Genomic DNA, 26,046 nt, shown 5'->3' with positions numbered 1-26,046 from the left:
TGCAAAAACATTGGTGTTTCTGTTATTGTTAAAGTGAATTTAAACATGAATAATCGTTTATAGAAGCTTTTTTGAGTATAAAAATTACATTCAGTATCTATCCAATCTTTATACAAAAAGTCTTCAATCATTTAGCTCAACAAATACAATAGCATTTAGCTAGGAGACACACATGAGTAATAAACCGACAATTATATTCGTACACGGATTTTGGGGAGGCGCTGCTCATTGGAGTAAAGTGGTAACTGAGCTGTCTCACCGAGGATATGAATCATTACGTGCAGTAGAACTCCCGCTGAGCTCACTGGCTGAAGATGTTGAACGAACAAGAAAAATGATTGCGCAAGTTAAAGGAGATGTGCTTCTGGTTGGTCACTCATATGGTGGCGCTGTAATTACTGAAGTTGGCAATCAAACGAATGTGGTAGGCCTGGTTTATATTGCTGCTTTTGCACCTGACTCAAACGAAAGCCCTGGTGGCATTACTCAACAACATTTACCTGAGGCTGCACCAAACTTAGAACCAGACAGTGATGGTTATCTCTGGCTTAAAGCAGATAAATTCCATGAAAGTTTCTGTCAGGATTTAACCAAAGATGAAGGGTTTGCAATGGGTGTCACCCAAAAAGCGCCAGTAGCAAGCACTTTTGCCGATACGATTTCCACGCCAGCATGGAAAACGAAACCATCTTGGTATCAAATCTCGACTCAAGATCGAATGATCCACCCTGAAAATCAAAAAGTCATGTCTGCACGCTTAAATGCAAAAAAAGTGATTTCGTTAGATGCAAGCCATGCTTCTTTGGCATCACATCCAAAAGAAATTTCAGACTTGATTGAGGAAGCTGTCAGCTTTCTTGCTCAATAAATGATGAATGAATAGAGGGAATCAATGGATTTCCTCTATATCATAGGCCCATTTAAAACTTAGATTTATTGAAATTCAATTTGGCTATATAAATGCCTAAATTAGAATTCAGTAATAAAACCTCTACAACACTTTAAAACCGATGCTCCAGCTTTAAACTAACATTATGTTTATCATAAGAATATAGCCACTCTACATTGCTGTTATTTTGATTATATTGATAAGTGAGATTAGGTGTTAAACCATAAAAAGCCCAACGAGGTGCACTTAAAATCAAAGTATAATTTTGTTCAAAATCATGTCGTCTAGCCTCCAACACCGGAGTAAATTTATCAAATTGACGCCAACGGAAAGAACTAAATAAATTTGCGTTAAAACCTGAGTCAAAGTTTTTGGAAAGGCCCAAACGCACGCCTTGTTGTTGATAAGCTGTGAAATATTGCTCTTGGGTATTATGGTCGACAAAATCCAGTCCGCCAAATAGGGTCCAGTTTCTCGGTAAAATTTTCCAAAAGGTTGAATAGACTGAATATTCTACGCCATCTTGGCCTTTATACTGGGAATAATTTATATCTTTCATTTCGGCTTCTAACTTGACAGCTTTGTCGTTAGAGATAAAACGCATCCACTCACCCCTTAGCCCATAGGCACTATACAGCGGGTCGTGGGCATAGTATTTATGTTCAAATACGGGGGCAATCAAGACTTGATTACGTTCGTTGTAATAACTATAACCCGCATTTAAGTTAAAAGTTAATTCATTATAATCTGTCTGCTCTGGGTAAACTTGACCATAGAATAATCCACGCAATGCAATACCATGTTGTCCAGAAAGCGACCATCGTTTAGTTAAGGTCGCTTCATAGTCCAAACCTTGTGCACTGATCGCATCAGGTGTGCCACGCTTTAATTGTTCAACAGGCACTACTTCCTTGGTCACTGGATCAATACCGTAGTAAGTAATAATGTCGTATTTATCGGAAGCATTATTGATATTGCTGGCATAGCGTGAACCAAAAGCCAATGAACCATGCCATTCATCTCGTTGTTTAAGCCCTTTGAGATACATCTCTACGGTTTGACCAATACCTTGGGCAGCGGGATCTGTAGATAGAGCCAGTTGAGATTGAATGTGTTGAAATAACTGTTGACCTTGCTGATTTTTTTGTTGTTCAGTATAGACACGAGCCAGTTCAAGTTGAGTCATTAAATTATTCGATTGAATCTCTAGACTGTGTTTTAGTTTACTCTCAGCTAAACTTAAATTCCCCTGTGTTCGTGCCATGACGCCCTCAGCGAACTCAGTCAAAGCCTGATCATAATTTGGAAATTTTTTATATTTTTCAAGATAGCTTAAAGCCACTTGCCATTGTTTTTGCATCACTGCCAAGTAAAGTGCATATGCAACTTCTGCGGGTTCATCCTTAACCACATATTCTTGACCTTGTATGATCAGATTCGGTAATGCTTGTGTGTTCTTAGGGTCTTCTGATTTGAGTAGTTTCTTATCATTTTGATATTGCTGTTGGCTAATTTCCTGATTTAACCTGATACTGGTATCATCCGCTGCATAAACACATTGTCCACACTGCAATACGGCACCAAGCAATACTATTTTTTTCATCTATAAACTCACCAGATAGAATAAAAAAAGAAAGACTTACCGAAGTAAGCCTTTCTCATTTAAATCATTATTTTTTTCCACCAAAAGCAACGTCATGCACATTATTGTTAAATGTTGCAATTCCAGCTAAGCTGCTTTGGCTATTATAGAATTGACCTGAAACTGTCCCTGCACCAGCTGACGGATTAGTCGTCCAAGATGCATTTGAACCACTAATCGTTGCGTCGTTATTAATTGTTGCAGTACCCAAATTAAAGGTACGTGAACTATCGCTCAATGAACCCGTTAACTGTTTGGTTGCAAAGTTAGCAGTAAAAGTACCTGACAATAAATTAGAGCCATTATAATTATTGACACCTTGAACACTATAATTTGCAGTACCTGTAGACGGTACGCTGGTATCCGCATCTTTACCATTGTAATAAACAGTGTGTGTTGCTGGATCAACCGTACCTAAACGCTTACCGCTGGCATCTTTGGCTTCGGCATTCCACTCACCAAACCAGACGTCTTGTGTAGGCACTTGTTTATAGTTAGCATAACCAATCCCAGCATGAGACGCTGGAAGCCCAGGTAAGTACGGGCTTAGACGTACAACACCATTGCCATCTGCATAGCCATTAAAACCTGAGAATGCAACAATTGCACCGTTATAAAGAGTGTTAACACCAAAACCAACACCTGAGTTTGGATGAGTCGGTCCAAGTGAACCTGTAGAACCAACTACAATGTTACCAATATCACTTGATTCACCTACAACAGCTGCTTGTGCAACACCGACTAAACCAACAGATAGTAAAATAGCCAATGAGATAGATTGAAGTTTCATTTTAAGTTCCTCGATTTGAGTTTAAAGTTTTATCATTAAGAATAAAAACAAAAGTCTTAATGATTATCATTAAAATAAAACATGTGCTGCACTGATTTTAATATTTAAATTCAAGTGTAAAATCAAGGAGTACGTGTCTTATTTTCCACACATTTATTGCATTTGGTGTGCAATAAATTCGGTTAATTACCTCTAAGTTCCTTAAAACTTATGGGTAATGCTTAGCTTAAATGTTCGACCTGGTGCTGCAATTGCCGAACGAGTTAATGGATCAATATAGAATTCGTCAGTGAGATTAGTCCCCACCAGTTCAAATAAGGTGTCTTGTTTAAGTCGATAATTGATATAAGCATCCACAATGGTCATTGAGTTCCATGCCAAAGGGGTATTGGCGTAATAACTCATCTCTATATCGTTATAGTTTTTCGTTTCAGGATTTTCATACTTATGGTGATAACTCGCACGAGTTCCGACTTCAAGTTTTTGATCAAAGAATCGTCCACCAAGTGTTAAATTCACTGAATATTTTGGGGTTGCCATACTGACTAAATATCCGCCTACAAATCCATCATCAACACAACGATTTAATAAAAACTGGTGGCTCGCCCCTAGAAGCATCGCTGAGTTTTCATCACAAACTTTATTTTTAAAACGATAATTGGCACTTAAGTCAGTAAAGAAACGCCCATTGTCAAAGCGACTTTGCAGTTCTAATCCTTCTGTGGTAAGGCTATCGACATTGCTAAATGCCAAAGTTGGACTACGTTCAATCGCATTCTTGGTTTTGTTATAGTAATAAGCCAACTTAATATCTGCATAACTGCTATTTTTAAATAACTCAGATAGATTATGAACATAGGCAAGTTCATAATTTGATGCATGCTCTGGTTGCAACTTATAACCACTTAAGGTTCCAGAAAACCCAAGCGTGCTTTCAAACATACTTGGCATTCTATAAGCTTCGCTATAACGTAAATACATTCGACTATTTGGGCTAAAATTAACCGTTGCTGAAGCTGTCGGTGTCCAACCATGATCTTTGCTTTTTTGCACACCTGTTTTTGCTAAGTCAATATCTTCATAACCGCTAGGAATGCCACTACCAGAATAATATCCATAATCCCGACCTTGTACTAAGGTCCCATTTAAAAAGGGATTATTGGCAATGGTTAATTTTCCACGGTTATCCATTTTGTAATCAATTTTATTAGATTTCTGATAAATTCGACTTAAAATTCGAGCCTGCTTGCGCTCATCAGTCCAACCTTCCGCTAAAGCAAGAGCCTCTATACTTTCTCGTGTTTGCTGTTCAAGTTCTGGTGTCATATTTGGGCGTTTAGTAAAATAAGTCATACTTAATGCCGTGGCTTTTTTAATCAGGCTAAACTGGGGATCACCCGCATTGACTCGTTCATTAAGAAAATCATCAAAGGCCCAATAGTTTTGATATCTTGCACCAGCGTTTAAATTCAGCCATGAGACAGGTTGATAGTCAAAGTTAAAATTAAATTCTTTTTCTTCTCGACGACCTGCTCTCGGTAACATCCTATAACCCGAATTTGTTCCGTTAATATTCGGGTCTTTATAAATATCATCCGAACTAAGTTTTTCTTTTTGAAAACTCCCCCCAACAGTTAAACCCAGATTAGACAGCAATTTAAACTTATTACTTAAGGTCATTCCTTGGCGAGTATTATCTGAGTTTGCGGTAGCACTGTTCACAAAAACACCCAAGTTTGCATTGGTATCATTGGGAAATCCACCTGAACTATAAGTATGGCTCTTGGTATCAGTTCGCCAAATATTGCCGTAGAAATCGACTAAATTATTGTTTTTAGGTTGATATTTGTATTCCATATTATAGGCTTTGGAGTCGATATGACTTAAAGGCCATTGTGGTACCCCTGCTTTATTTTTGACGACTTCACCCCAAGCAATTCGTGAAGGTAAAATTTCTCCATTGATGATTGAACTGTCCCGATAACCGAACTCTAAACGCTGTTCATCTGTGGGTTTCCACGCCGCTTTTAACAAATAAGATTCTGTTTCAAGGGATGTATTGGGAACTTCTGTACCTCCTGGGTAAACTTTGGCAAGGTATGGAACGTAATTAAATCGTCCTGTGGCAGGTTTATCATAAAAATCACTGCCATTTTTTCCTGCAAAGTGATTGCCTTTATTACGATAAGCATAAGCAGCCAAAACTTCAAAATTATCACTACGTCCCGCCAAAGCAATACGTGTTGCAACATCATCGCCTGAATAAATATTATTTTCTTTATTCTGACGTGCTACTTTAAATAAGGATGGATCATAATAAGGCTCGAACACTGGATTGCCTTGCCAGTCCGTTCCTGTAGCTGGATAATTTGGATTATCATAAATGCTTTGACCTGTGAGTAATTGTGGTTCTCTAGGTTTCACTGCATTGCTGCTGGTTTCTACTTTTATCTCCCCACCAAAATTTTTACCTTCCTTTAAAACATCATCTACAGCTAGAGTATGAATAACGACCGCACCACCCACACCTGTATTTACATTGCGTGTGATGGAAGGCCCCTTAATGACTTGTAACCCACCGATTAAATTAGGGTCAATATAACTCCGATTATTCGCACCGTTATAACCACGCCATACAGTGAGTGCCTGTTCTGTCCCATCAATAAGGACAGGAACACGGCCCGGCCCTTGAACACCACGGATACTTGGATCTAAAGCACCACTGTTTCGGGCATCACCACTGTATACTCCGACCATTCCCTTGAATAAGTCTGCTGGCTGAGCGCCTTTATATCGTTCTATTTGCTCTTTGCTGGCATAGACGCTAGAAATATCTTGATCATAAACATCATTCTGCCCTTTTGTATCGCGACTGACAGTGCCAAAAACAGTCATTGGGCTAAGTTGTACGACATTTTCTTGATCAGCTATCATCGGCTGAGATTGTACTGGAATGGGTCTAATTTCAGCTTTATCCACATGCTTCAATATATAGCCATTTCCAACTTTCACCACAGTAAACTCGGTTGCTGCTAAAATATGTTGAAAGCCGTTTTCTAAATTATATTGTCCGCTTAAACCTAAGCTACTTTTACCTTTAAGCTGATTTGCATCAATTGCAATCGAGGTCCCCGCTTGCTCGGCAAAGGTATTCAGAACACTGGCAAGTGAACCCGCTGGAATATGATATGACTGCGTTTCTGTACTGAGCGCATAACTGCTTTGTGTCGCGACTGTTGTTGCTACACCCACACAAACGAGATGAATCGCCAATGCCAATGATGTCACTTTGAAAGAATATTTTGGATGCTTTTGACCGCAAACAGCTTCACTCATTTTACGCTCCAGTAAATGTAAATAAGAATCATTCAATATATTAAATTAAATGTATTCCTAATATTTGCTTCTACTTACTATGACGCTTCAGAATTGAAAAAGTGGAACCATTTATTCAAAATAAATTTAAATTATCTATCTTTTATTTTTCTAAGTTTATTATTAATTATATTTATCAAACAATTAGTAAAAAACGATATAAATTTTAGGCCTAATTTAAAGCTAAACAGCATGATTCAAACCAAGTGCTTAAATCATGCTGTTTATTGCAAAGTCACAACTGTGAAATATGGGGTGATTTGATAGACATTTAGCTGAGGGAATACACTGCTTAATAATTGCAATGCACTTTCGGTATGATCTAAAGGCAATACAGCATTGACCTTAATTTTCTCTAACTTAGCAGCGTTAAATATAATTTTTTCTTTGCTGTTTCGATTCAACTCATTTAGCACTTTTGACAAAGACATATTTTCAACAATCAAATGCCGTTGATTCCATTTCTGCTGTTCATTGTATAAATTAAAAGTATGTATAGGTTGTATACCATTTCGATCAAGTATGACTTCTTGCCCTGCTGTCACAATCACAGAAGATGCTTTGGTTTGATCTTCGTCTTGTTTCGAGGACTGAACTTTCACTTTGGAATGTAGCATTTTAAGCCCAGTCGCATCTGGCTGATATTGAACACTAAATGCAGTTCCCAATGCTTCAATTTGACCATGTTGGGTTTTGACAATAAAAGGACGGGCTTTGTCTTTGGCCACATCTACAAATATTTCCCCTTGAACCAACTCCACAACACGCTGATTTGCTGAGAAGTCCAGATTAACCGCACTCTGACCACTGAGTTTAAGTTGTGAACCGTCTGCTAAGGTTTGGGTTTTCCATTCTCCCGCATGATTTTTAATATCAGCGGTTAGATATGACACTGGATGATAAATAAAATAACTATAAATACCCCCTACACAACACAATATCACCGTTAAAATTCCACCATAGCGCATATTTTTTTGCTTACGGGCACTATGCAAACCTGTTTTTAAGACAGATTGGGTCATTTTCTGTTGTTGTGGAGTCTGTACCAGTTTTTGAATCGAAGTAATATATTGCTCGATATCTTGAGCAATTTTTTGGCGTTGTGGACTCTTGCTTTTCCAAGCATCAAAATCTGTTTGCGCTGTTCTTTTGAGTAAGTCATCATCGGTACTCAGCAGCACAATCCATTCCGCTGCTTCTTCGATTAATTGTTGCTTACTCTTCTCTTCTTCAATCATTTACTCAAACAAATCCTTCTCTTGTTTCAGTGCGTAGCATTGCACAAGGCAAGTTGCTAGATATTTTTGAATCATCTTGGTTGAAACACCAATGATTTCTGCAATTTCTTTATGGGTTAAACCTTCAAAATAATGTAGCACAAAAGCTTGCTGTGCTTTTTCAGAGACGCGTATCAAAGCCTGACAAATCTGGTCAATCGCTTGAACAACCTGAAGTTGATCTTCTGGCGAAGGAATTGTATCCAGCATATATTCCATCTGACTCAATTCATTCAGATAGGCTTGTTCTATGCGCTTACGGCGCACCTGATCAATCATTAAATTTCTAGCAATGGTCACCAGATATGCACGAGGTTCTTTTACTCCAAAAAGTTCATCACGCGTTTGCAGAATTTTAATAAACGTATCTTGTACCAAATCTGCAGCTTGCTCACTATTGCCTACTTTTTTTCTAAGCCATTGATGCAACCAAGATTGGTGATTACGGTACAATTGATCTACAAATGCAGGATTTTTGTTCACAATAGGATCAACTCTTTGACGGTCTGTTAAATGATAATAATTATCATTTAAATGTCAAGACACTCTGAGAGAAATTCCCCGTATATATGATTATTTTTTAGTTCATGTACATCCTTATGTTCTATTTGATCGTTTAATATACTTAAAAAATAAAGTTAAATTATCAATAGTTAATGCACATTGAACCTCAATATCTTGGTTATCATTCAGTGTAAATTCCGATTTATTATTTATGGATATTTTTATCATAAAATAATCTACCCTTTGGCATGTTGTTTTAATGACTACAATAAGGACAAGAGGGTTTTTCTATAACAAGATGATATGAACTTGCACCATGTTCTAAAATAAGTCCTCGAATTTGCTGCTCTAAAGCCTCATCATTAATTTGTTGCAACTGACTACACTTTTTACAATATATTCTCATATTGGTTTGACTTCCCTTGAATGAATATAATGCTTGTTCACTGCCCAGCTTAAATTTAACCAACAATCCTGCTTTAACAAGCTGTTTCAGGGTTTGATAGACACCAGCAAAAGATAATTTTTTCACTTTTAAATCTGGACTATACAAAATTTCGGCTGCTGTCAGCTCTCGTTGTGCATTTCTTAAAATATTCAGTACAGTTAATCGTGTTGTGGTTACTTTTAAGTTTGCTTGCAACAGCAAGCGTTTAAGTTCTTCAGTATTTTTATAATATTCAAAGATTTCCATCCTGAGATTATCCTCATCTATGCTTTTAACCACATCCACAATTGCACACAAACCATCATCAAAACAATGGTCCCTACTGCCCATGGATGAGGCACAGTCCAAATTAAAATTCCAGCAGCCACACTCATACTGGCCAAAGAAAATAGTTTTACTTTTACAGGTAAAGTTCGTTTGAGTTGCCATTGCTGTAAAATTGGAGCAATGACTTTATTATTAACAATCCACTGATGCATTCGCTGCGAACCCTTTGCAGCAAACAACGTCGCAAGAAAATAAAAATCAAACGTAGGCAAACCAGGAACCACCAAACCGATCGTCCCTAAGACCAGACATAACCCCGCCAGTGCAATACAGATCCAGCGAACCAACCATGACTTCGCCAATCTCGGCTCCGACATAGAAATACTGGTATTTAGATTGGTCTCTGACCCCGTTTGCTTCATTGCTTGATTTCCTTTATCCATCATCAATTATTTATTTCAGTGTTTTTAATTGTGCTAAAAGTTCACCAAAACGATGAAAGCCTTGCATAGCTCCCTCAATAATCAATTGCTGTTCCTCTAAACTAAAATTTGCATCATCTAGGGTTTGCTTGAAACGCTTCCACACTAATCCACGACCCTCTGGATATGCTGCTAAGTTACGTGCAGCAAAATCAGCATTAAAGCCAAATCTAGCCTGAGCCTCTTTGAGTAAAAATGCTGCGCCTAAGGTTGAACCTTCTGAAACATAAATCCAGCCCAAAGATTGTGGAAAACTAATTTCATCTGTTGCAATACCCTGCTGCTGAGGCGTTAAACCTAAATCAGCCAAGTCTTGTAAAGCTGCATCGGAACGCCCACGCACATCTAAATCGGGAATCAATTGTTCAACCTGTGAATCTTGATAAAGATGTTCAACATCTTTCTGAAAATAATATTGCGACAGGGTGAATTGCGCATAATTCTCTTTACTCTCAAACGCGCCTGATTGCTGCATCAAAATTTCCATACGTTCATGCTCTGCCAGTGTTTCTTGTTTCAAGCGTTGCATTAAACTACTGCTGATCACTTTTTCTGTTGATGCGTTCATAAAAACTCCTAAATAAACCCTTTCATTGTTTAATGATCCAATCAGCGATTACGACCAAGCTTAAGCTGAATGGGAAAATCCACCACGATTGCCAATGCTTCACCATTGACAATATGTGGTTTAAATTTTGCTTTTTGTGCAGCTTGTATAGCTCTTTCATCCAAACTACTAATGCCTGAGCTTTGCTTTACTCTGACATCTATTGGCTGCCCTTGTGGATTGATTTTGATGGTGAGAACCAACAAGCGCTGCTGGTTTTGCAATTCGCGATCATCGTAATTAAGCTTGCCAAAGCTGAGTACATCAACCCGACTCACGGGAAGGGGTTGCTGTGGTTGAGAAGTAGAGGCAGCGTTTTGTTCTTTTTTATTGTCTTTGCCTGCTTCACCACCTGCACGTTTGGCTATCTCATTTGACTGACCTGAAGCAGTCTGTTCAGTATTCGCAGATGATTTTGTTTCCGTGAATGTTTGTGTTGACTGACGATTTGATTCAGATTTACTTTCCGTCTGTTGATCGGTTAGTTTTTTTTCTTGTGTTTTCGTTGTCTGTTGTGTTGTTTGATCCATCTTCAACTTTTTTGACTCAGTACTATGTATCACTTTGACCTGTTGTTGATGTTGTACCGCTGTTGCTACTGTAGATTGAGGTTGTGCTTTTGATTGCGTTGCAGCTTGCTCTGATGCCATCTGCAGCTTTGTACTGCTTTGTTGTACAACATCGGTTTTGTTCAAGCTGATAAAACGAATTTGAATCGCATTTTCAGGTGAATGTGATTCAATACGAACATCTGTTTTTAAATAAGACAAAGACCATAACAACAATATATGACTGATCACTACCCCACAAAGCGTAGAGTATTTTTGCTTATCATTTGAAGCGAGAATTACAGCAGACATAGGCTTAGATACAGCACAAATAAATGTAGCGCATTTGCTGAGTGCTGGATAAAACCCTGTGCTTTTCTTGTCTGCTCAATCTATTGTATTGCGTTGTACTGTTCATGAATCCTTCCTGCTTCGTCTATCAGATCAATTGCCGTGAATTTAAAAAACACTGCCTTTATCTATATAGACGAATGAGAAGGCAAAAATGCCTAATGAGAAATGTAATTAAATGTAAATAAGAATGGTTTAGAAGAGGTAATTTGACGATAAAACAGTGGGCCACTGAACGTATTTATTTAAATGTAAAAAATAAACTTATATAAATAATGCAGTTAAAACAACTGACCTGTATATCTAAAGAAAACTATACGAGATAAAAATAATAGGAAGAAAAATTAGGTCATCTAAATGAATGCATATAATAAATGCGGTTATTCGCTAGAAATATTGTAGAGAACAAATGCTTATCCTCTACAAAACACAAGACTAAAAATTAAAAGCTTAACGCAGAGCGCTTAAGGCAGTTTACGTACAGGTAAAGCTTTGCCACGTAATTTCTCAACAGCACTGAGAATAAACACAAAAAATACTGGGACAAAAAAGATTGCAAGTATCGTCGCACTGACCATACCACCAAAAACCCCTGTACCAATCGCATGCTGAGTTTCAGAGCTTGCACCTGTAGCAATCACCAATGGAATTACACCAGCGGTAAAAGCCAACGATGTCATCAAGATCGGTCTTAAACGAAGTTTGGCAGCTGCAACAGTGGCTTCAATCAGAGTCATTCCTTCTTCTTTTAGCATTTTGGCAAATTCAACAATCAAAATGGCATTTTTTGCAGATAATCCAATGATGGTAATTAAACCCACTTTAAAGAAAATATCATTGGGAATTCCTCGGATCCATACCGCAACCACTGCACCAATCATACCTAAAGGTACAACCAACATCACCGACAATGGAATCGACCAACTTTCATAGAGTGCAGCAAGGACGAGGAAAACTACCAACATTGACAATGCCAATAAGAAATTGGTTTGCGCTTCTGACTGTTTTTCCTCCAAGGATTGCCCTGTCCACTCATAACCAATTCCTTTTGGTAATTGCTCAATCAGTCGCTCCATTTCCTTCATCACTACCCCTGAAGAAACCCCTTCTGCGCCTGCCCCTGCAATACTCAATGATGGTCGTCCATTATAGCGATTGTATTGCTGCGGAGACTGTGTCCACACAGGTGTAACAATCTCAGAGAGTTTAACCAGTGCTCCAGTCTTGTTAACCACATTCAAATTTAGAATATCAGTGACTTTCATCCGTGAATCAGCATCGACTTGAACAATCACTTGCTGCATTCGTCCCTGATTTGGAAAATCGTTGACATACATTGAGCCCATTGAAGATGAAATGGTATCTGTCACATCAGCAAAATTCACACCTAAAGCTTCTGCCTTATTACGATCAATTTTTAAATCGACATTACTACCTGGCGGTAAACCCTCTGGATAAACATAAGCCAGTTTTTTACTGGTTGCTGCAAGACCAATCAACTGCGCTTGTGCCTCATTCAAAGCTTGCATTCCAAGATTACCGCGATCTTGTAAACGTAAAGTAAAGCCCGAAGTTGTTCCCATTTCTTCAATTGCCGGCGGTAAAACAGACATAATCGTACCTTCTGCACTTTCTGCCATTGCCGTATTTACAGCGTTAACTTCATCTGCAGCGGAGGTATTTTTGTCTTTAAAATCTTTTAAATTTGTAAAGGCAATGGCAGTGTTATTGCCAGAACCACTAAAGCCAAACCCGAGTACAGAAACATTTTCCTTAATACTTTCTCTGCTTTTTAAATGTTCCTCAAACGATTTTACAATGGTCAATGTCCGCTCTTGACTGGCATCTGCAGGCAATTGAAATGAGGTGATAAATGAGCCTTGGTCTTCTTCTGGTAAAAAAGCAGTTGGGATCGATTTAAACGCAAATACTAAGAAACCTGTCAGAACAACAAATACAATCATCACAGTAAAAATGTGTTTCAACAATTTCACTAAAATTGCTTCATACTTTTTATTGACGCGGTCAAAAAAGCGATCAAACCACGCAAAGAAGCCTTTTTTCTGATGATCTGCTTCAATCGGTTTTAACAAGGTTGCACAAAGTGCAGGGGTTAAGGTCAGTGCTAAAAATGCTGAGAATGCAATGGATACCGCCATGGTCACTGTAAATTGTCTATAGATAATCCCTACCGAACCACTGGCAAAGGCCATCGGTAAAAAAACCGCCACCAGTACCAAGGTTATCCCGATGATTGGACTGGTAATTTCTTGCATTGCTTTAGAAGTGGCATCAACAGGTGATAAGCCTTCCGTTGCCATGATGCGTTCCACATTTTCAATCACCACAATCGCATCATCGACAATAATACCGATGGCTAAAACCATACCAAACATGGTTAAAACGTTGACCGAAAAACCACTGATCAACATCACTGCAAATGTGCCTAGAAGTGCAATCGGTGCGACAATTGAAGGAATCAAGGTGTAACGAATGTTATGTAAAAACAAATACATAACAAGAAAAACCAACACCATTGCTTCCAGCAATGTCATGATTACTTTTTCAATCGAAATCTTAACAAACGGTGCAGTATCATAAGGAATCGAATATTGCATTCCCTTTGGTAAAACCTTGCTCAACTCCTCAACTTTTGCTTTGACCGCTTCAGATGTCTTGACTGCATTCCCCCCTGGGCTCATTTGAATCGCCAAAGCGGTTGCTGGCTTTCCATTTTCTAAAATAGAAAAACTATAGGTTTGCGCCCCAAGCTCCACCCGTGCAACATCTTTAAGTGTGACTTGTGCGCCACTCTGATTGGCACGCAAAGTAATATTTTGAAATTCTTCGACTGTACTTAATTGTCCTTCAGCCGTTAATGGCAGTGTAATCATCTGTCCTTGGACCGCAGGCAAACTCCCGACACTTCCCGGAGATATCGGCGTATTTTGTGCTTGAATGGCATTTGTGACATCTTTTATCGACAACTGATAAGACACCAGTTTGTTTGGATCTATCCAAATACGCATGGCTTTTTCAGATCCAAAGGATTGGATACGACCAACCCCTTCAACCCGTTTTAATTCTTCAACCACATTTCGAACCAAATAATCACTTAAATCAATTTCTTTAAAGTGATTATTTGGTGAGTTGATTCCGACCATCATCAGAAATCCAGAAGATGCCGCTTCAACAATCAGGCCTTGCTGTCTAACTGATTGTGGCAATCTCGGTTCGATAGACTTTAGTTTATTTTGCACATCCACCTGAGCCAACTCTGGATCAGTCCCCGGTTTAAATGTGGCAGTGATACTCGCTTGACCACTGGCATCAGAGGTGGCGCTGTAATAAAGTAAATTCTTTACTCCCGATAACTCTCTCTCAATCAAGGTAACAACACTATCATTCAAGGTTTCTGGTGTTGCTCCCGGATAGGTTGCATAGATACTAATCGAAGGTGGTGCAACTGAAGGAAAACGAGAAATCGGCAACTTTGGAATACTTAAGACACCAAACAGAATAATAAAGAGTGCAATCACCCAAGCAAAGATTGGCCGTTTAATAAAGAACTGCGATATCATAATTTTTCTCCTGTATTCGAAGAAGACTGACCTGCCGTGCTTTGATCACTGCCCTTATTTTGTGCTTGCGTGCCCCCAACATCGGTTATGTATTGCGACTTCCACTGGGTTATTTTTAAAGGCTGTTCTGGCTGTTGAATTCGATCATGCCCCTCAACGATGACTTTTTCACCTGCTTTAATTCCACTATTCACCACATAGAAACCTTTATATAACTGCCCTAAACTCACTGGACGTGTTTCAGCAGTCTGATTTGCTTTTACAATCATCAGTTGTGCTTGACCTGAAATATCTCTTTGCACAGCTTGCTCAGGTACAAGTAAGGCATTGGGTTGTGATGCTCTGTTTAAACCGACTCTGACATACATCCCTGGCAATAATTTCCGTTGAGGATTATTTACTTCAACACGGATGGTCACGTCACCGGTATTGGGATCCACGCTAGTATCTGAGAATAAAATCTTTCCAGTCACTGGATATAATTTACCCTGACTATTGGATATGCTGACCTCAGCACCGCCACGTTGTAACAACGAACCATCATTCAAACGATCTTGCAATTGCTCATATTCAGAAATTGATTGTTTAACATCAACATAGACTTTATCTAACTGATGTACCAAAGCCATTGGATTGGTATCGCTGGTGCTGACCAATGCACCTTCGGTTACCAGCAACTTACCAATTTGACCTGAAATCGGGGCGCGTACAGTCGCATAGCGTAAGTTTAAATTTTGTCGTGCCAATGCTGCCTTAGTTTGAGCAACTTCGGCCAAAGCCTGTTGATAAGCAGCTTCTGTATTATTAAATTCCTGTTTACTAATGGCATTAGAAGGAAGCAGTTGTCGATATCGCTCCTGTTGGGTTTTTAGACGCACCACTTCTGCCTGTGCTTTTGCCAATAAAGCCTGATTACTATTGACATCTGCTTGAAGAATTTCCGAATTGATCTTAAATAAGGGTTGTCCAGCCTTAACTTCACTGCCTTGGGTAAACAGCACCTTTTCAATAATTCCGCCAACTTGTGGGCGAATTTCTGAAATTCGATAGGCTTGTACACGTGCAGGTAAGTTTTCAATCAAATGAATATCTTGCTGTTGAACGGTATAAATACTGACTTTGGCTGGTGCAGCCTGCTGTGCTTGTTCTGCTTCAGCATTTCCTGAGCGATTACATCCAGTTAACGCACTCCCACTTAAAACAACCAATAAAATAATAAAAAAATAAGGCTTAGGCATCATCTGCACCCAGAGTTCTAGATATGACGATTATTGGCAATATTTGTGTACTTAGCGTCACCAAAGTGTGGAGATTGTGTGGATATAGCCACTAAAAATAAATTATGATGGGCCTGTATCCATTTTAAAGTATCCAGCAATGGGCAATATTTCTTTTGCGTCTGATCCAGCCAGTAAACAAATTTTAGTCGTTGAAGATGATTATGATATCGGCGATATTGTGGAGCATTATCTGAAAAAAAATGGCTTCAATGTGCTTAGAGCACTTAATGGACAGCAAGCCATCGAAATACATGCGCAGCAACAGATTGATCTGGTGATTCTTGACGTGAAATTGCCGATCTTAAATGGTTGGGAAGTTTTAAATCATATTCGTCAATCCAAACAAACCCCTGTGATTATGCTGACCGCATTAGATCAAGAAGTGGATAAAGTCACAGCACTTAGAATCGGCGCTGATGACTTTGTGGTAAAACCATTTAATCCAAATGAAATTATTGCCAGAGTTGAGGCAGTATTGAGAAGAAGTGCAATGTCATCTCAGGCGAAAGCCCAAATCATTAGCTTTAAATCAATTGAAATTAATACAGAAACACTTTGTGTATACATTATCAAAGAACATTCGAAAGCACTGTTAAACCTTACCTTAACGGAATTTAAGATTCTTGCGTTGATGTCGCAAGCGCCCTACAAGGTTTTTACCCGATCAGAATTAATGAACCATTGCTTGCCTGATGGTGATGCCTTGGAGCGTACTGTAGACAGTCACATCAGTAAATTACGTAAAAAACTGGAAGATCATCATCAAACTGACTTACTGATCAATGTTCGTGGTGTTGGCTATCGTTTAAGGCAAAATGATGAAAAATAACATTGGAATTAGCCGCCAGCTGATTATCACCATGGCCAAAGTGAGCTTATTGACCACTTGTTTTTCCTTGGTGTTTGGCTATTTAACTTATTTTGTTGCCATCGAGTTTAAATTGGTCTCGCTAGAACAGTTAAATTCTGAGGATTGGTCATTTAATTTGATTGATCTGATCTGGATTTTACTGGTGACTTTATGCGGTTCATTAACTTCTGTTTATTTAGGATTAAAATTAGCGCAACGCTTTATCGCCCCGCTAAATTCTTTAGCCATTGCAGCAAGAGAAATTAGTTTGGGCAATCTTTCCGTAAGAGCGCAATTGGACAATCCCTCTTCTGTCGCTGAAATCACAAAGATGATCAATGATTTTAATCGTATGGCAGAAAAACTGGAAATCTCAGTCAACAATGCATCTATTTGGAATGCCGCAATTGCACATGAATTAAGAACACCTGTGACTATCTTACAAGGTCGCTTACAAGGCGTGCTTGACGATATATTTACCCCAGATAAAGCCTTATTAAAAAATTTGCTCAATCAAGTTGAGCAACTGTCATTTTTAATCGAAGATCTAAGAACCCTAAGTCTGGCGGATAATCAACAACTTCGACTTAACCTAGAGTCAGTTTGTCTATCTGACGTCATTACACAATCTGTAAACTTACTTCAAGACCGTTTTGATCAAGCAAAATTAGTCATCGAAACCGATCTATCAGATCAAGCCTGCTTTTTTGACCGACAACGGCTTGAACAGATTTTAATTGCGTTATTTGAAAATGAAATTCGTTATGCACAGGCAGGGATTTTACGGATTAGCACCCAAAAAAAATCAGAAGGTTTGGTTTTAACCATTGAAGATCAAGGACCCGGTATTGCAGATCAGCATATCCCCTTTATATTTGATGCGTTTTATCGACTTGAAGAATCCAGAGGCAAGAAGAATGGTGGCAGTGGTTTAGGTCTATCTGTTGTCAATGCAATTATGATCGCGCATGAAGGTCGCATTGAATATTCCAAGTCACAAGCTTTAGGGGGAAGTTGTTTTAGTATTTTATTTAAGCCCGACGATTTAAATAAAATATGAGATCAACATCCAAGTGTAAAATCGACTTCATTGAAACAAGCATTCAACTCATCTGTTTTAAATTGACAACTATCAACAACTATAGACAGATAACATAGCGGCCTGTAGCTGATCAAAGCGCTATCCAAACACATTTCTATGGCTATTGGTCTATGGTTATTGAGGCAAATTTGATTTTAACCTAGCGTAATTTTCTTTAAACGGTAATCCAATGTTGCTCGACTAATTCCAAGCATACGTGCAGCTTCTGAGACATTCTGTTGGCTTTTATCCATAGCGCTACGAATAATATTTTGTTCAAGTTGATCTAAAGAGAAATTCTCACTAAATAAATCCTCTACATTGATCACCGGTTGTGCAGTTTCACCCACTGCTTCTAAATCTTTATGTTGAGGAAACAAACTGTCCAATTTAATTTCCTGTTGATGATCGGTCAGTAAGGTGGCTCTTTCCAATAAGTTTTCCAACTCACGAATATTGCCAGGCCAATCATATTTCATCATAAAGTTTTTCGCTTTATCACTGAGCCCTTTTAGGGTCTTGTTATACATATTTTCAAAGCGTGCCAAAAAGTGATTAATCAGCAAGGGAATATCTTCTCTTCGCTCACGCAAAGGTGGAATAATCACAGGAAAAATATTTAAGCGATAATATAAATCTGCACGGAATTTTCCATCTTTAACGGCCTGCTCTAAATCCTCATTGGTCGCAGCAACGAGTCTGACATCGACTTGGCGGGTGCGACTATCTCCTACCCGTTCAAACTCACCTTCTTGCAGCATCCGTAATAACGCAGCTTGTGCGCGTGGTGAAAGCTCAACCACTTCATCTAGAAAAATTGTTCCGCCATGGGCACGTTCAAATTTTCCCATTCGAGATTGAACCGCACCAGTAAATGCGCCTTTTTCCACCCCAAACAGTTCTGACTCAATCAGATCAGGAGGAATACAGGCACAATTCACTGCCACAAATGGTTGCGCTTGGCGCTGACTGCCATTATGAATACCACGTGCAAATGCTTCTTTGCCAACGCCTGTTTCACCTTGTAATAAAACTGCGACTTTACTCCCTGCTGCTTTTTTAAGTAGATCACAGACTTTGCGATAGGCGACCGACTCTCCTACCGCATTAAACATGGTGTAATCACTTTCAGCATCGGTATAGATATTTTTCTTTAATTGATTGAGTTCCGCCTGTAAGGCAATGATTTCATCCGAGACAGCATCGGGTGACATAAAGCGAATCAACTCATCGGCATTTTCCCATTCACTCAACGGCTTTCCAATGATTCGACAATGCTCATCACCTTGAGCAACGCAATGTGTCTCCTGATAGATAATGGTCTGCCCCATGACAAAGCTGCTATAGCCACAGGCATAGCCCAATAACATCCAACAAGCAGGTTGATCTGAAGCACCAAACTCACTTAAATGCACTTCTGCTTCAAATGAATTAAGCCAGTTAAAATCAGCATAAAACTGTTTTAAATCATGACTTAAATGCAGCTCATTGACGTCAACCTGCACCATACCACGGATGCCATGCATTTGTGGTCCAGCCATAAAAGCTTCTGCTTCATTTAAATTTGGTCGTAGTTTTGAGGTCACTTCTGCATCGCGCATGCCAGCTTGGTAACCACAACGAATAAAAAAGCGTTTAGTGCGTTCAAGCCCCAGCATTTGATAGAGATCTTTTCTTAAAAAACCCAGAATACTGGTATGCATCAACAGCATTCGATTTTCATCAAACCAGATTTGTCCGTGTTGAGCATCAAAAACGATTTTATCGAGTAAATCTTGAATATCTTTGTTCTGTTCCAGTATTTTTTTATATACCTTCACATCTTTGGCTGGGGGCATGATATATCCATCCTTGGCTATATGTCTTTGTGAATGCAATCTTGATATTACCTAATTCTGAACCAAAAGCTTCACTACCTTTTCTTATATTTTCATACCTTTAAGGTATATTGTTTATATTTTAATCGATATCAAGTCGTTATTGGTTTTATAAACATTAACTCGACCTTTCCCATCAAAATCACTGTTTCATCTTTTGATGAAATCAGCATCTCTTTACGTTCATTATTTGATGAAAATAATGCTGTCGTACTTCATATCCTCATGAGAAAAAAACAATAAATAATTGAATTTTAATTAAATTTTAAAGTTGGCACGACTTTTGGAATATCTAGAGCAAACCTAGCACATGAGCATGAAGCTCTACATCGAAATTGTTTTGATGTTGATAAAAGGATAAGCACATGATTGACGCTAAACAGCCTACCGCATTGGTCAAATATATCCGTATTACTGGTGAGCGGAATGCCAAATTTGTCGAGTTCGATTTTGCCATTCAAGATCCTACGCTTTTTGTTGAACTGATTCTCCCCCAACAGGCTTTCCAGCATTTTTGTGAAATTAATCATGTCATTGAAATGACCGCAGAACAACAAGCTTGGAACGATGCGCAGGAAGATAAATGGCGTTATGGCATTGAACCGACTGTTTTAAATCATGCTCGCCAACATTCTGATCAAGAAGATCAGGCTTAATTCTACAAGGAGAAGCTAATGACTTTAGAAATTAAAACATCCAATTTGCAACCGATTCGTCAGACTTATGCGTATATCGAACGCCGTTTTGGAGCCAAGCCCGCAACACGCTACCAAGAAGTCAGCTTTGATATTCAAGCTTCGACAAACTTTCACTATCGCCCTTTGTGGAAACCAGACAAAACCTTAAATGATAAAACCCATACGGCTTTGCAAATGCAAGATTGGTATGCATTTAAAGACCCTCGTCAATTTTATTACGGTGCTTATGTGCAACATCGTGCACGTCTGCAAGATACCGCTGAAAGTCATTATGCTTTTTTTGAAAAACGTCAGTTGGTCAATAATCTCAGTGATGAAGTGAAACAAAAAATCATCCAGTGTTTATTACCTTTTCGCTATGTCGAACAAACGGCCAACTTACATATGATGTCAGGCAGTGCCTATGGTTATGGCACCGTCATCACCCAAGCATGTATTTTTGCAGCAATGGATCGTCTCGGTATGGCGCAATACATTTCACGTATTGGCTTAATCCTCGATGGCAATACAGGTGAATCATTACAGCAAGCCAAACACGCTTGGCTAAATGATGAAACTTGGCAACCCTTACGTAAACTTTGTGAACAAAGCCTAACCGAACAAGACTGGTTCAAACTTTACATTCTGCAAAATCTGTTGATTGACAGCATGTTACAAGAGCTGGTTTTTGGACAGCTGGATGAATGGCTGGTTGAAAATGGCGGGCGTGATATTGCCATTCTTACTGAATTTATGAAGGACTGTTTAACTGATTTAGCGAAGTGGTCAGACAGTGTTTTAAAAACTGCTATTTCAGAATCTGAAGACAATAAAACCCTGATTCAATCATGGATCACGGAATTACTACCCCAAGTTAAACAGGCATTTAGTGCTTGGGCACAAACCGCACTCACGGATTCAGGGATTGATTCAGGTCTAAATAAGATCTCTGAACGTAGCAAAAAAGCCGGCAACATTTTACTCGATTTAGCAGCATAAGGATTGCCAACATGACCTCTAAAGTTTATTTAGCATTGCAAGACAATGACACCTCACGCTACATCATTGAAGCGATTGAACAGGACAATCCTGAAGCAACAATTCAATATCTTCCCGCGATGATTCGAGTCGAAAGCACTGGCGAGCTGGTAGTACGGGCAGAAACAGTATCAGAAAAACTTGGGCAAAACTGGGATATCCAAGAACTACAACTCAACATGATTACCTTGGGTGGCAATGTTGATGAAGATGATGACAGTTTTACCTTGAAGTGGAACTAAGCCGCACTTCCCCTAGATTTAAAGCATAAATAGCAGGCAGCTGCATGTAAGTTAAAGGATGATCAAAATGAATAGTCAAGCCAAAGTAAACAATAAAAAGCTCAATGCCAAAGAACGTTATCGGATACTCACCCGTGATCTAGATTGGGACTTTTCCTATGCAGATCGTAAAGATGCCTTTCCGTATGAAGAGTTTGAAGGCATCAAAATTACCGACTGGTCGAAATGGGAAGATCCTTTCCGTTTAACCATGGATAACTATTGGAAATACCAAGCAGAAAAAGAAAAGAAGCTATATGCCATTTTTGATGCTTTTGCACAAAACAATGGGCAAATGAATGTTTCAAATGAACGTTATGTCAACGCGATTAAATTGTTTTTAACCGCGGTAACCCCGCTTGAGTATCAAGCGTACCAAGGCTATGCCCATGTTGGGCGTCAGTTCAGTGGCATTGGTGCACGTATCGCCTCGCAAATGCAATCCATTGATGAATTACGTCATGTACAAACCCAGATTCATGCGATGAGCCATTACAACAAGTTCTTTGATGGCTTCCAAGACTGGGCACATATGCATGACCGTGTCTGGTACTTGTCTGTACCTAAATCATTCTTTGAAGATGCACGTTCAGCGGGGCCTTTTGAGTTTTTATTGGCAATCAGCTTTGCCTTTGAATATGTCCTAACTAACTTATTGTTCGTTCCTTTCATGTCGGGAGCAGCTTACAATGGTGATATGGCAACCGTAACATTTGGCTTTAGTGCACAATCAGACGAAGCACGCCACATGACGCTAGGACTGGAAATTGTAAAATTCTTACTGGAACAGCACGAAGATAATGTACCAATCGTACAAGAATGGATTGATAAATGGTTCTGGCGAGGAACTCGCCTGCTCTCCATCGTCGGCATGATGATGGATTACATGTTGCCCAATAAAGTCATGTCATGGAAAGAAGCTTGGGAAACTTATTTTGAAGAAGCAGGTGGCGCTTTATTTAAAGACTTAAGTCGCTACGGGATTCGTATGCCGAAATATAGTGAAGTGATTAGCAAAGAGAAAGAACATGTTTCGCATCAAGCATGGTGGATTTTCTATAACTTCGGTCATGCAGCAGGCTTCCATACGTGGATCCCAACAGATGAGGAAATGGATTGGCTCTCAGAAAAATATCCTGACACGTTTGATAAATACTACCGCCCACGTTGGGAACTTGCTCGAAAAATGGAAGCTGAAGGTAAACGCTTCTATAGCGCGGGTTTACCACAATTGTGCCAAGTGTGCCAAATTCCAATGACCTTTACTGAAATGGATGGTGACCCAACGCTATTTAGCTACCGCGATTCAATTTACAAAGATGAACGTTACCACACTTGCTCTGATGGTTGTCATGACATTTTTGAACGCGAACCTGAGAAATACATCCAAGCGTGGCTGCCTGTACATCAAATTTTGCAGGGTAACTGTGGTGGTCCAGATTTAGAAAGTATTTTAAGGGATTACTACAACTTTAATGTCGGTGCAGACAATCTCGATATTGAAGGTTCACCTGACCAACAGCGCTGGAAAAAGTGGAAAGGCAACGCAGCTTAAACCCTCATCCAAAAATTAAAAAATAAGCAATGGATGTTGTCTAACTCGACAGCATCCGCTCAAGGATTCATTCAAAAGTTTAAGGAGATACACCATGACTGTACAAGCGATTGTTGAAAAATATCAATTTGAACCACTAGATCTACAACAAAATTACGGCGAAAACATTTTGTTGTTTATTGGTTGGGATCATCACACCTTATTTTGTTCGGCACATGCTTTTGTGGTTTCACCAAAACAAAGCTTACAAGCCTTGATTGATGGGCAAATTCAGGGGGGTTTTGAGCAACATCCCGATTTTAAACATATTGATTGGTCTAAAGTTGAATTCCGTTTAAACCGTAATCTTTTACAGGCTGATTTTTCTAAGTCCCTAGAAGATTTGGGTTTTGATCATAAATCTCTCCTGCGCTTTGTAACGCCTGATTTAGCAGGTTACCAAGGCACACATGTTTAAGGAGAACACAGATGAGCTATCAAGTCACGATTGAACCAGCAGGAACCATCATTCAAGTTGAAGAGGATCAAACCATTTTAGATGCAGCATTGCGTCAAGGTGTTTGGTTGCCCTTTGCTTGCGGACATGGCACTTGTGGTACATGTAAAGTTCAAGTCACAGACGGTTTTTATGATGTAGGTGAAGCCTCGCCTTTTGCACTTATGGACATTGAACGTGAAGAAAATAAAGTGTTGGCTTGTTGTTGCAAGCCAGAATCTGACATGGTCATCGAAGCTGATGTGGATGAAGACGAGGATTTCTTAGGCTATTTAGTCCAAGACTACCAAGCCAAAGTCATTGAAATAACGGATTTATCGCCGACGATTAAAGGTGTTCGACTTCAACTTGATCGACCAATGCAATTTCAAGCAGGTCAATACATCAATATCCAACTCCCCAATATTGAAGGAACCCGGGCATTTTCAATCGCCAATACACCGAGCGAAGCAAATCTGATCGAATTACATATTCGTAAAGTGCAAGGGGGTGCTGCAACACGCTATGTGCATGATGAACTGAGTGTTGGTGAAGAAATGGTGCTTTCAGGACCTTATGGACAATTTTTTGTGCGTAAGTCTGATCAGCAAAATGTCATTTTCATTGCAGGTGGTTCAGGGCTTTCAAGCCCTCAATCGATGATTCTGGATCTTTTAGAACAAGGTGACACCCGTATCATTTATTTGTTCCAAGGTGCACGGGATGTTGCTGAATTATATAACCGTGAAAAATTCGAACAGCTTGTCAAAGAATATCCAAATTTCAGATACATCCCTGCTTTAAATGCGCCTAAGCCAGAAGACCAATGGACTGGGTTTACAGGTTATGTACATGAAGCGGTTGCCAATTATTTTGAAAATAAATGCAGTGGGCACAAAGCATATTTATGTGGCCCGCCACCGATGATTGATGCCGCCATCTCCACCTTGATGCAAAGCCGTTTATTTGAAAAAGACATCCATACCGAACGCTTTTTAAGTGCTGCAGATGGTGCAAATGGGCAATCACGTTCGGCACTTTTTAGACACATCTAAAGTTGAGTGGTTGAACCCTTAAATTATCCAATATAGCAACACCAGCGTGAGTGATCTGCACCGATTCCAGATCTCTCTCAAGATACTCATGCCAAATACTCATATCAATCAAAGGAAGATGATGATGAATAGACAACAAATCGATAGCCTCGTTCAGCAAATGAATGTCGCGACAGCAACAGGTGCAGTCAATCTACGTGTTCAGCAAATCGTTGTTCGTTTACTTGGTGATTTATTCCAGGCCATTGAAGACTTAGATATGTCTCAAACCGAGCTTTGGAAAGGCTTAGAATATTTGACAGATGCAGGTCAAGCCAATGAACTGGGACTTTTGGCAGCAGGTCTCGGGCTAGAACATTACTTAGATTTACGTGCAGATGAAGCAGATGCTAAAGCCGGTATTACAGGTGGAACACCACGAACAATTGAAGGACCGCTTTATGTTGCAGGTGCGCCTGAGTCCGTTGGCTTTGCTCGTATGGATGATGGCTCTGAATCTGCGCACGTCGATGCCTTAATCATTGAAGGCAATGTCACTGACACTGCTGGACAGATTATTCCCAATGCAAAAGTAGAAATCTGGCATGCCAACAGTTTAGGCAACTATTCATTCTTTGATAAATCTCAGTCTGCATTTAATTTACGCCGCAGTATTTTCACCGATACACAAGGTCAATATATCGCTCAAACCACCATGCCTGTCGGTTATGGCTGTCCACCTGAAGGTACAACACAAGCTTTACTCAATTTGTTGGGTCGACATGGTAACCGCCCTTCGCATGTTCACTACTTTGTCTCTGCGCCGGGTTATCGCAAACTGACCACTCAATTTAATATTGAAGGTGACAAATACCTTTGGAATGACTTTGCCTTTGCTACTCGTGATGGACTGATCGCTACTGCGCTGGATGTAACGGATCTCGCAAAAATTAAACAATACAATTTAGATAAAGCCTTTAAACACATCAAATTTAATTTCCAATTGGTCCAAGACGCTGATCAAGTCCCCTCTACAGAGGTTGATCGTCGTCGAGTAGCCGCTTAGTCAACAATGTAGTGATGCTTAACCCGTTTAGCTACAGCTAGCTGCAATAAAAATATCATTGAAAAGGATTT

General features: G+C 39.4%; 22 protein-coding genes. 10 read left to right on the top strand and 12 right to left on the bottom strand.

The window, feature by feature from the left end; all coding sequences use genetic code 11:
• The first annotated feature begins 172 nt into the window (after positions 1 to 172).
• Positions 173 to 868 carry an alpha/beta hydrolase gene (locus FY049_RS09185; RefSeq protein ID WP_333667797.1) on the top strand — a complete coding sequence of 232 codons (696 nt, stop codon included), beginning with the start codon at positions 173 to 175 and terminating at the stop codon, positions 866 to 868.
• Positions 869 to 1,001: 133 nt separating this feature from the next.
• Here FY049_RS09185 and FY049_RS09180 read toward each other — a convergent pair whose 3' ends face one another.
• From FY049_RS09180 to FY049_RS09130, 11 genes are all read right to left on the bottom strand, one after another.
• A complete protein-coding gene (locus tag FY049_RS09180) occupies positions 1,002 to 2,492 on the bottom strand; it encodes a surface lipoprotein assembly modifier (protein WP_446083577.1) in 1,491 nt (496 codons plus the stop codon).
• Between the two features lie 67 nt (positions 2,493 to 2,559).
• Complete coding sequence (locus FY049_RS09175; RefSeq protein ID WP_004820661.1) at positions 2,560 to 3,321, bottom strand: Slam-dependent surface lipoprotein; 762 nt, start codon at positions 3,319 to 3,321, stop codon at positions 2,560 to 2,562.
• Positions 3,322 to 3,522: 201 nt separating this feature from the next.
• Positions 3,523 to 6,657: a TonB-dependent receptor domain-containing protein gene (locus FY049_RS09170; protein ID WP_446083576.1), complete on the bottom strand. Its 3,135-nt coding sequence runs from the start codon at positions 6,655 to 6,657 to the stop codon at positions 3,523 to 3,525.
• Positions 6,658 to 6,920: 263 nt separating this feature from the next.
• Positions 6,921 to 7,934: a FecR family protein gene (locus tag FY049_RS09165; RefSeq protein WP_151957805.1), complete on the bottom strand. Its 1,014-nt coding sequence runs from the start codon at positions 7,932 to 7,934 to the stop codon at positions 6,921 to 6,923.
• The gene (locus tag FY049_RS09160; protein ID WP_004721334.1) at positions 7,935 to 8,456 is read right to left on the bottom strand and encodes a sigma-70 family RNA polymerase sigma factor; all 522 of its coding nucleotides are present in this window, start codon (positions 8,454 to 8,456) and stop codon (positions 7,935 to 7,937) included.
• A 277-nt stretch (positions 8,457 to 8,733) separates the two neighbouring features.
• The gene (locus tag FY049_RS09155; RefSeq protein ID WP_004820653.1) at positions 8,734 to 9,171 is read right to left on the bottom strand and encodes a Fur family transcriptional regulator; all 438 of its coding nucleotides are present in this window, start codon (positions 9,169 to 9,171) and stop codon (positions 8,734 to 8,736) included.
• Positions 9,172 to 9,188: 17 nt separating this feature from the next.
• Positions 9,189 to 9,614 carry a YbaN family protein gene (locus FY049_RS09150; RefSeq protein WP_004721341.1) on the bottom strand — a complete coding sequence of 142 codons (426 nt, stop codon included), beginning with the start codon at positions 9,612 to 9,614 and terminating at the stop codon, positions 9,189 to 9,191.
• A gap of 31 nt (positions 9,615 to 9,645) precedes the next feature.
• Positions 9,646 to 10,242, bottom strand: a complete 597-nt coding sequence (locus tag FY049_RS09145) for a biliverdin-producing heme oxygenase (RefSeq protein ID WP_004721344.1) — start codon at positions 10,240 to 10,242, stop codon at positions 9,646 to 9,648.
• 41 nt (positions 10,243 to 10,283) lie between these two features.
• Complete coding sequence (locus tag FY049_RS09140) at positions 10,284 to 11,141, bottom strand: energy transducer TonB family protein (protein ID WP_446083575.1); 858 nt, start codon at positions 11,139 to 11,141, stop codon at positions 10,284 to 10,286.
• Between the two features lie 503 nt (positions 11,142 to 11,644).
• Positions 11,645 to 14,761 (bottom strand): multidrug efflux RND transporter permease subunit, encoded by a 3,117-nt coding sequence (locus FY049_RS09135; RefSeq protein WP_446083574.1) that lies wholly within the window; start codon positions 14,759 to 14,761, stop codon positions 11,645 to 11,647.
• Complete coding sequence (locus FY049_RS09130; RefSeq protein WP_446083573.1) at positions 14,758 to 16,002, bottom strand: efflux RND transporter periplasmic adaptor subunit; 1,245 nt, start codon at positions 16,000 to 16,002, stop codon at positions 14,758 to 14,760. The genes FY049_RS09135 and FY049_RS09130 overlap by 4 nt, the downstream gene beginning before the upstream one ends.
• Before the next feature lie 136 nt (positions 16,003 to 16,138).
• Here FY049_RS09130 and adeR point away from each other — a divergent pair, with 136 nt between their 5' ends.
• Positions 16,139 to 16,870, top strand: coding sequence for an efflux system response regulator transcription factor AdeR (adeR, locus tag FY049_RS09125; protein ID WP_004721351.1), 732 nt, complete (start codon positions 16,139 to 16,141; stop codon positions 16,868 to 16,870).
• Positions 16,860 to 17,951: a two-component sensor histidine kinase AdeS gene (gene adeS / locus FY049_RS09120; RefSeq protein ID WP_419311850.1), complete on the top strand. Its 1,092-nt coding sequence runs from the start codon at positions 16,860 to 16,862 to the stop codon at positions 17,949 to 17,951. Before adeR ends, adeS begins: the two co-directional genes overlap by 11 nt.
• Before the next feature lie 176 nt (positions 17,952 to 18,127).
• On the opposite strand, the gene mobR is transcribed toward adeS, so the two are convergent.
• Positions 18,128 to 19,810 carry a phenol degradation transcriptional regulator MobR gene (mobR, locus tag FY049_RS09115; RefSeq protein ID WP_004820639.1) on the bottom strand — a complete coding sequence of 561 codons (1,683 nt, stop codon included), beginning with the start codon at positions 19,808 to 19,810 and terminating at the stop codon, positions 18,128 to 18,130.
• Between the two features lie 404 nt (positions 19,811 to 20,214).
• Between mobR and FY049_RS09110 the strand changes: the two genes are divergently transcribed.
• The 7 genes from FY049_RS09110 (at position 20,215) to catA (ending at position 25,975) form a co-directional block, all read left to right on the top strand.
• Complete coding sequence (locus FY049_RS09110) at positions 20,215 to 20,505, top strand: phenol hydroxylase subunit (RefSeq protein ID WP_056512494.1); 291 nt, start codon at positions 20,215 to 20,217, stop codon at positions 20,503 to 20,505.
• Positions 20,506 to 20,523: 18 nt separating this feature from the next.
• Complete coding sequence (locus tag FY049_RS09105; protein WP_151802777.1) at positions 20,524 to 21,525, top strand: aromatic/alkene monooxygenase hydroxylase subunit beta; 1,002 nt, start codon at positions 20,524 to 20,526, stop codon at positions 21,523 to 21,525.
• Between the two features lie 11 nt (positions 21,526 to 21,536).
• Positions 21,537 to 21,806 carry an MmoB/DmpM family protein gene (locus FY049_RS09100; RefSeq protein WP_004721361.1) on the top strand — a complete coding sequence of 90 codons (270 nt, stop codon included), beginning with the start codon at positions 21,537 to 21,539 and terminating at the stop codon, positions 21,804 to 21,806.
• A 67-nt stretch (positions 21,807 to 21,873) separates the two neighbouring features.
• Positions 21,874 to 23,400, top strand: coding sequence for an aromatic/alkene/methane monooxygenase hydroxylase/oxygenase subunit alpha (locus FY049_RS09095; RefSeq protein WP_004820631.1), 1,527 nt, complete (start codon positions 21,874 to 21,876; stop codon positions 23,398 to 23,400).
• Positions 23,401 to 23,494: 94 nt separating this feature from the next.
• Positions 23,495 to 23,857 carry a phenol hydroxylase subunit P4 gene (locus FY049_RS09090; RefSeq protein WP_446083572.1) on the top strand — a complete coding sequence of 121 codons (363 nt, stop codon included), beginning with the start codon at positions 23,495 to 23,497 and terminating at the stop codon, positions 23,855 to 23,857.
• An 11-nt stretch (positions 23,858 to 23,868) separates the two neighbouring features.
• Positions 23,869 to 24,930, top strand: coding sequence for an NADH:ubiquinone reductase (Na(+)-transporting) subunit F (locus tag FY049_RS09085; RefSeq protein WP_224965292.1), 1,062 nt, complete (start codon positions 23,869 to 23,871; stop codon positions 24,928 to 24,930).
• A gap of 124 nt (positions 24,931 to 25,054) precedes the next feature.
• Positions 25,055 to 25,975, top strand: a complete 921-nt coding sequence (gene catA, locus FY049_RS09080) for a catechol 1,2-dioxygenase (protein ID WP_446083571.1) — start codon at positions 25,055 to 25,057, stop codon at positions 25,973 to 25,975.
• Positions 25,976 to 26,046: the final 71 nt, after the last annotated feature.

It is taken from the genome of Acinetobacter sp. 1125_18A (assembly GCF_052824985.1).
The sequence above is the reverse complement of the archived record's forward strand: the minus strand, read 5'-3'. Positions and strand labels throughout refer to the sequence as shown.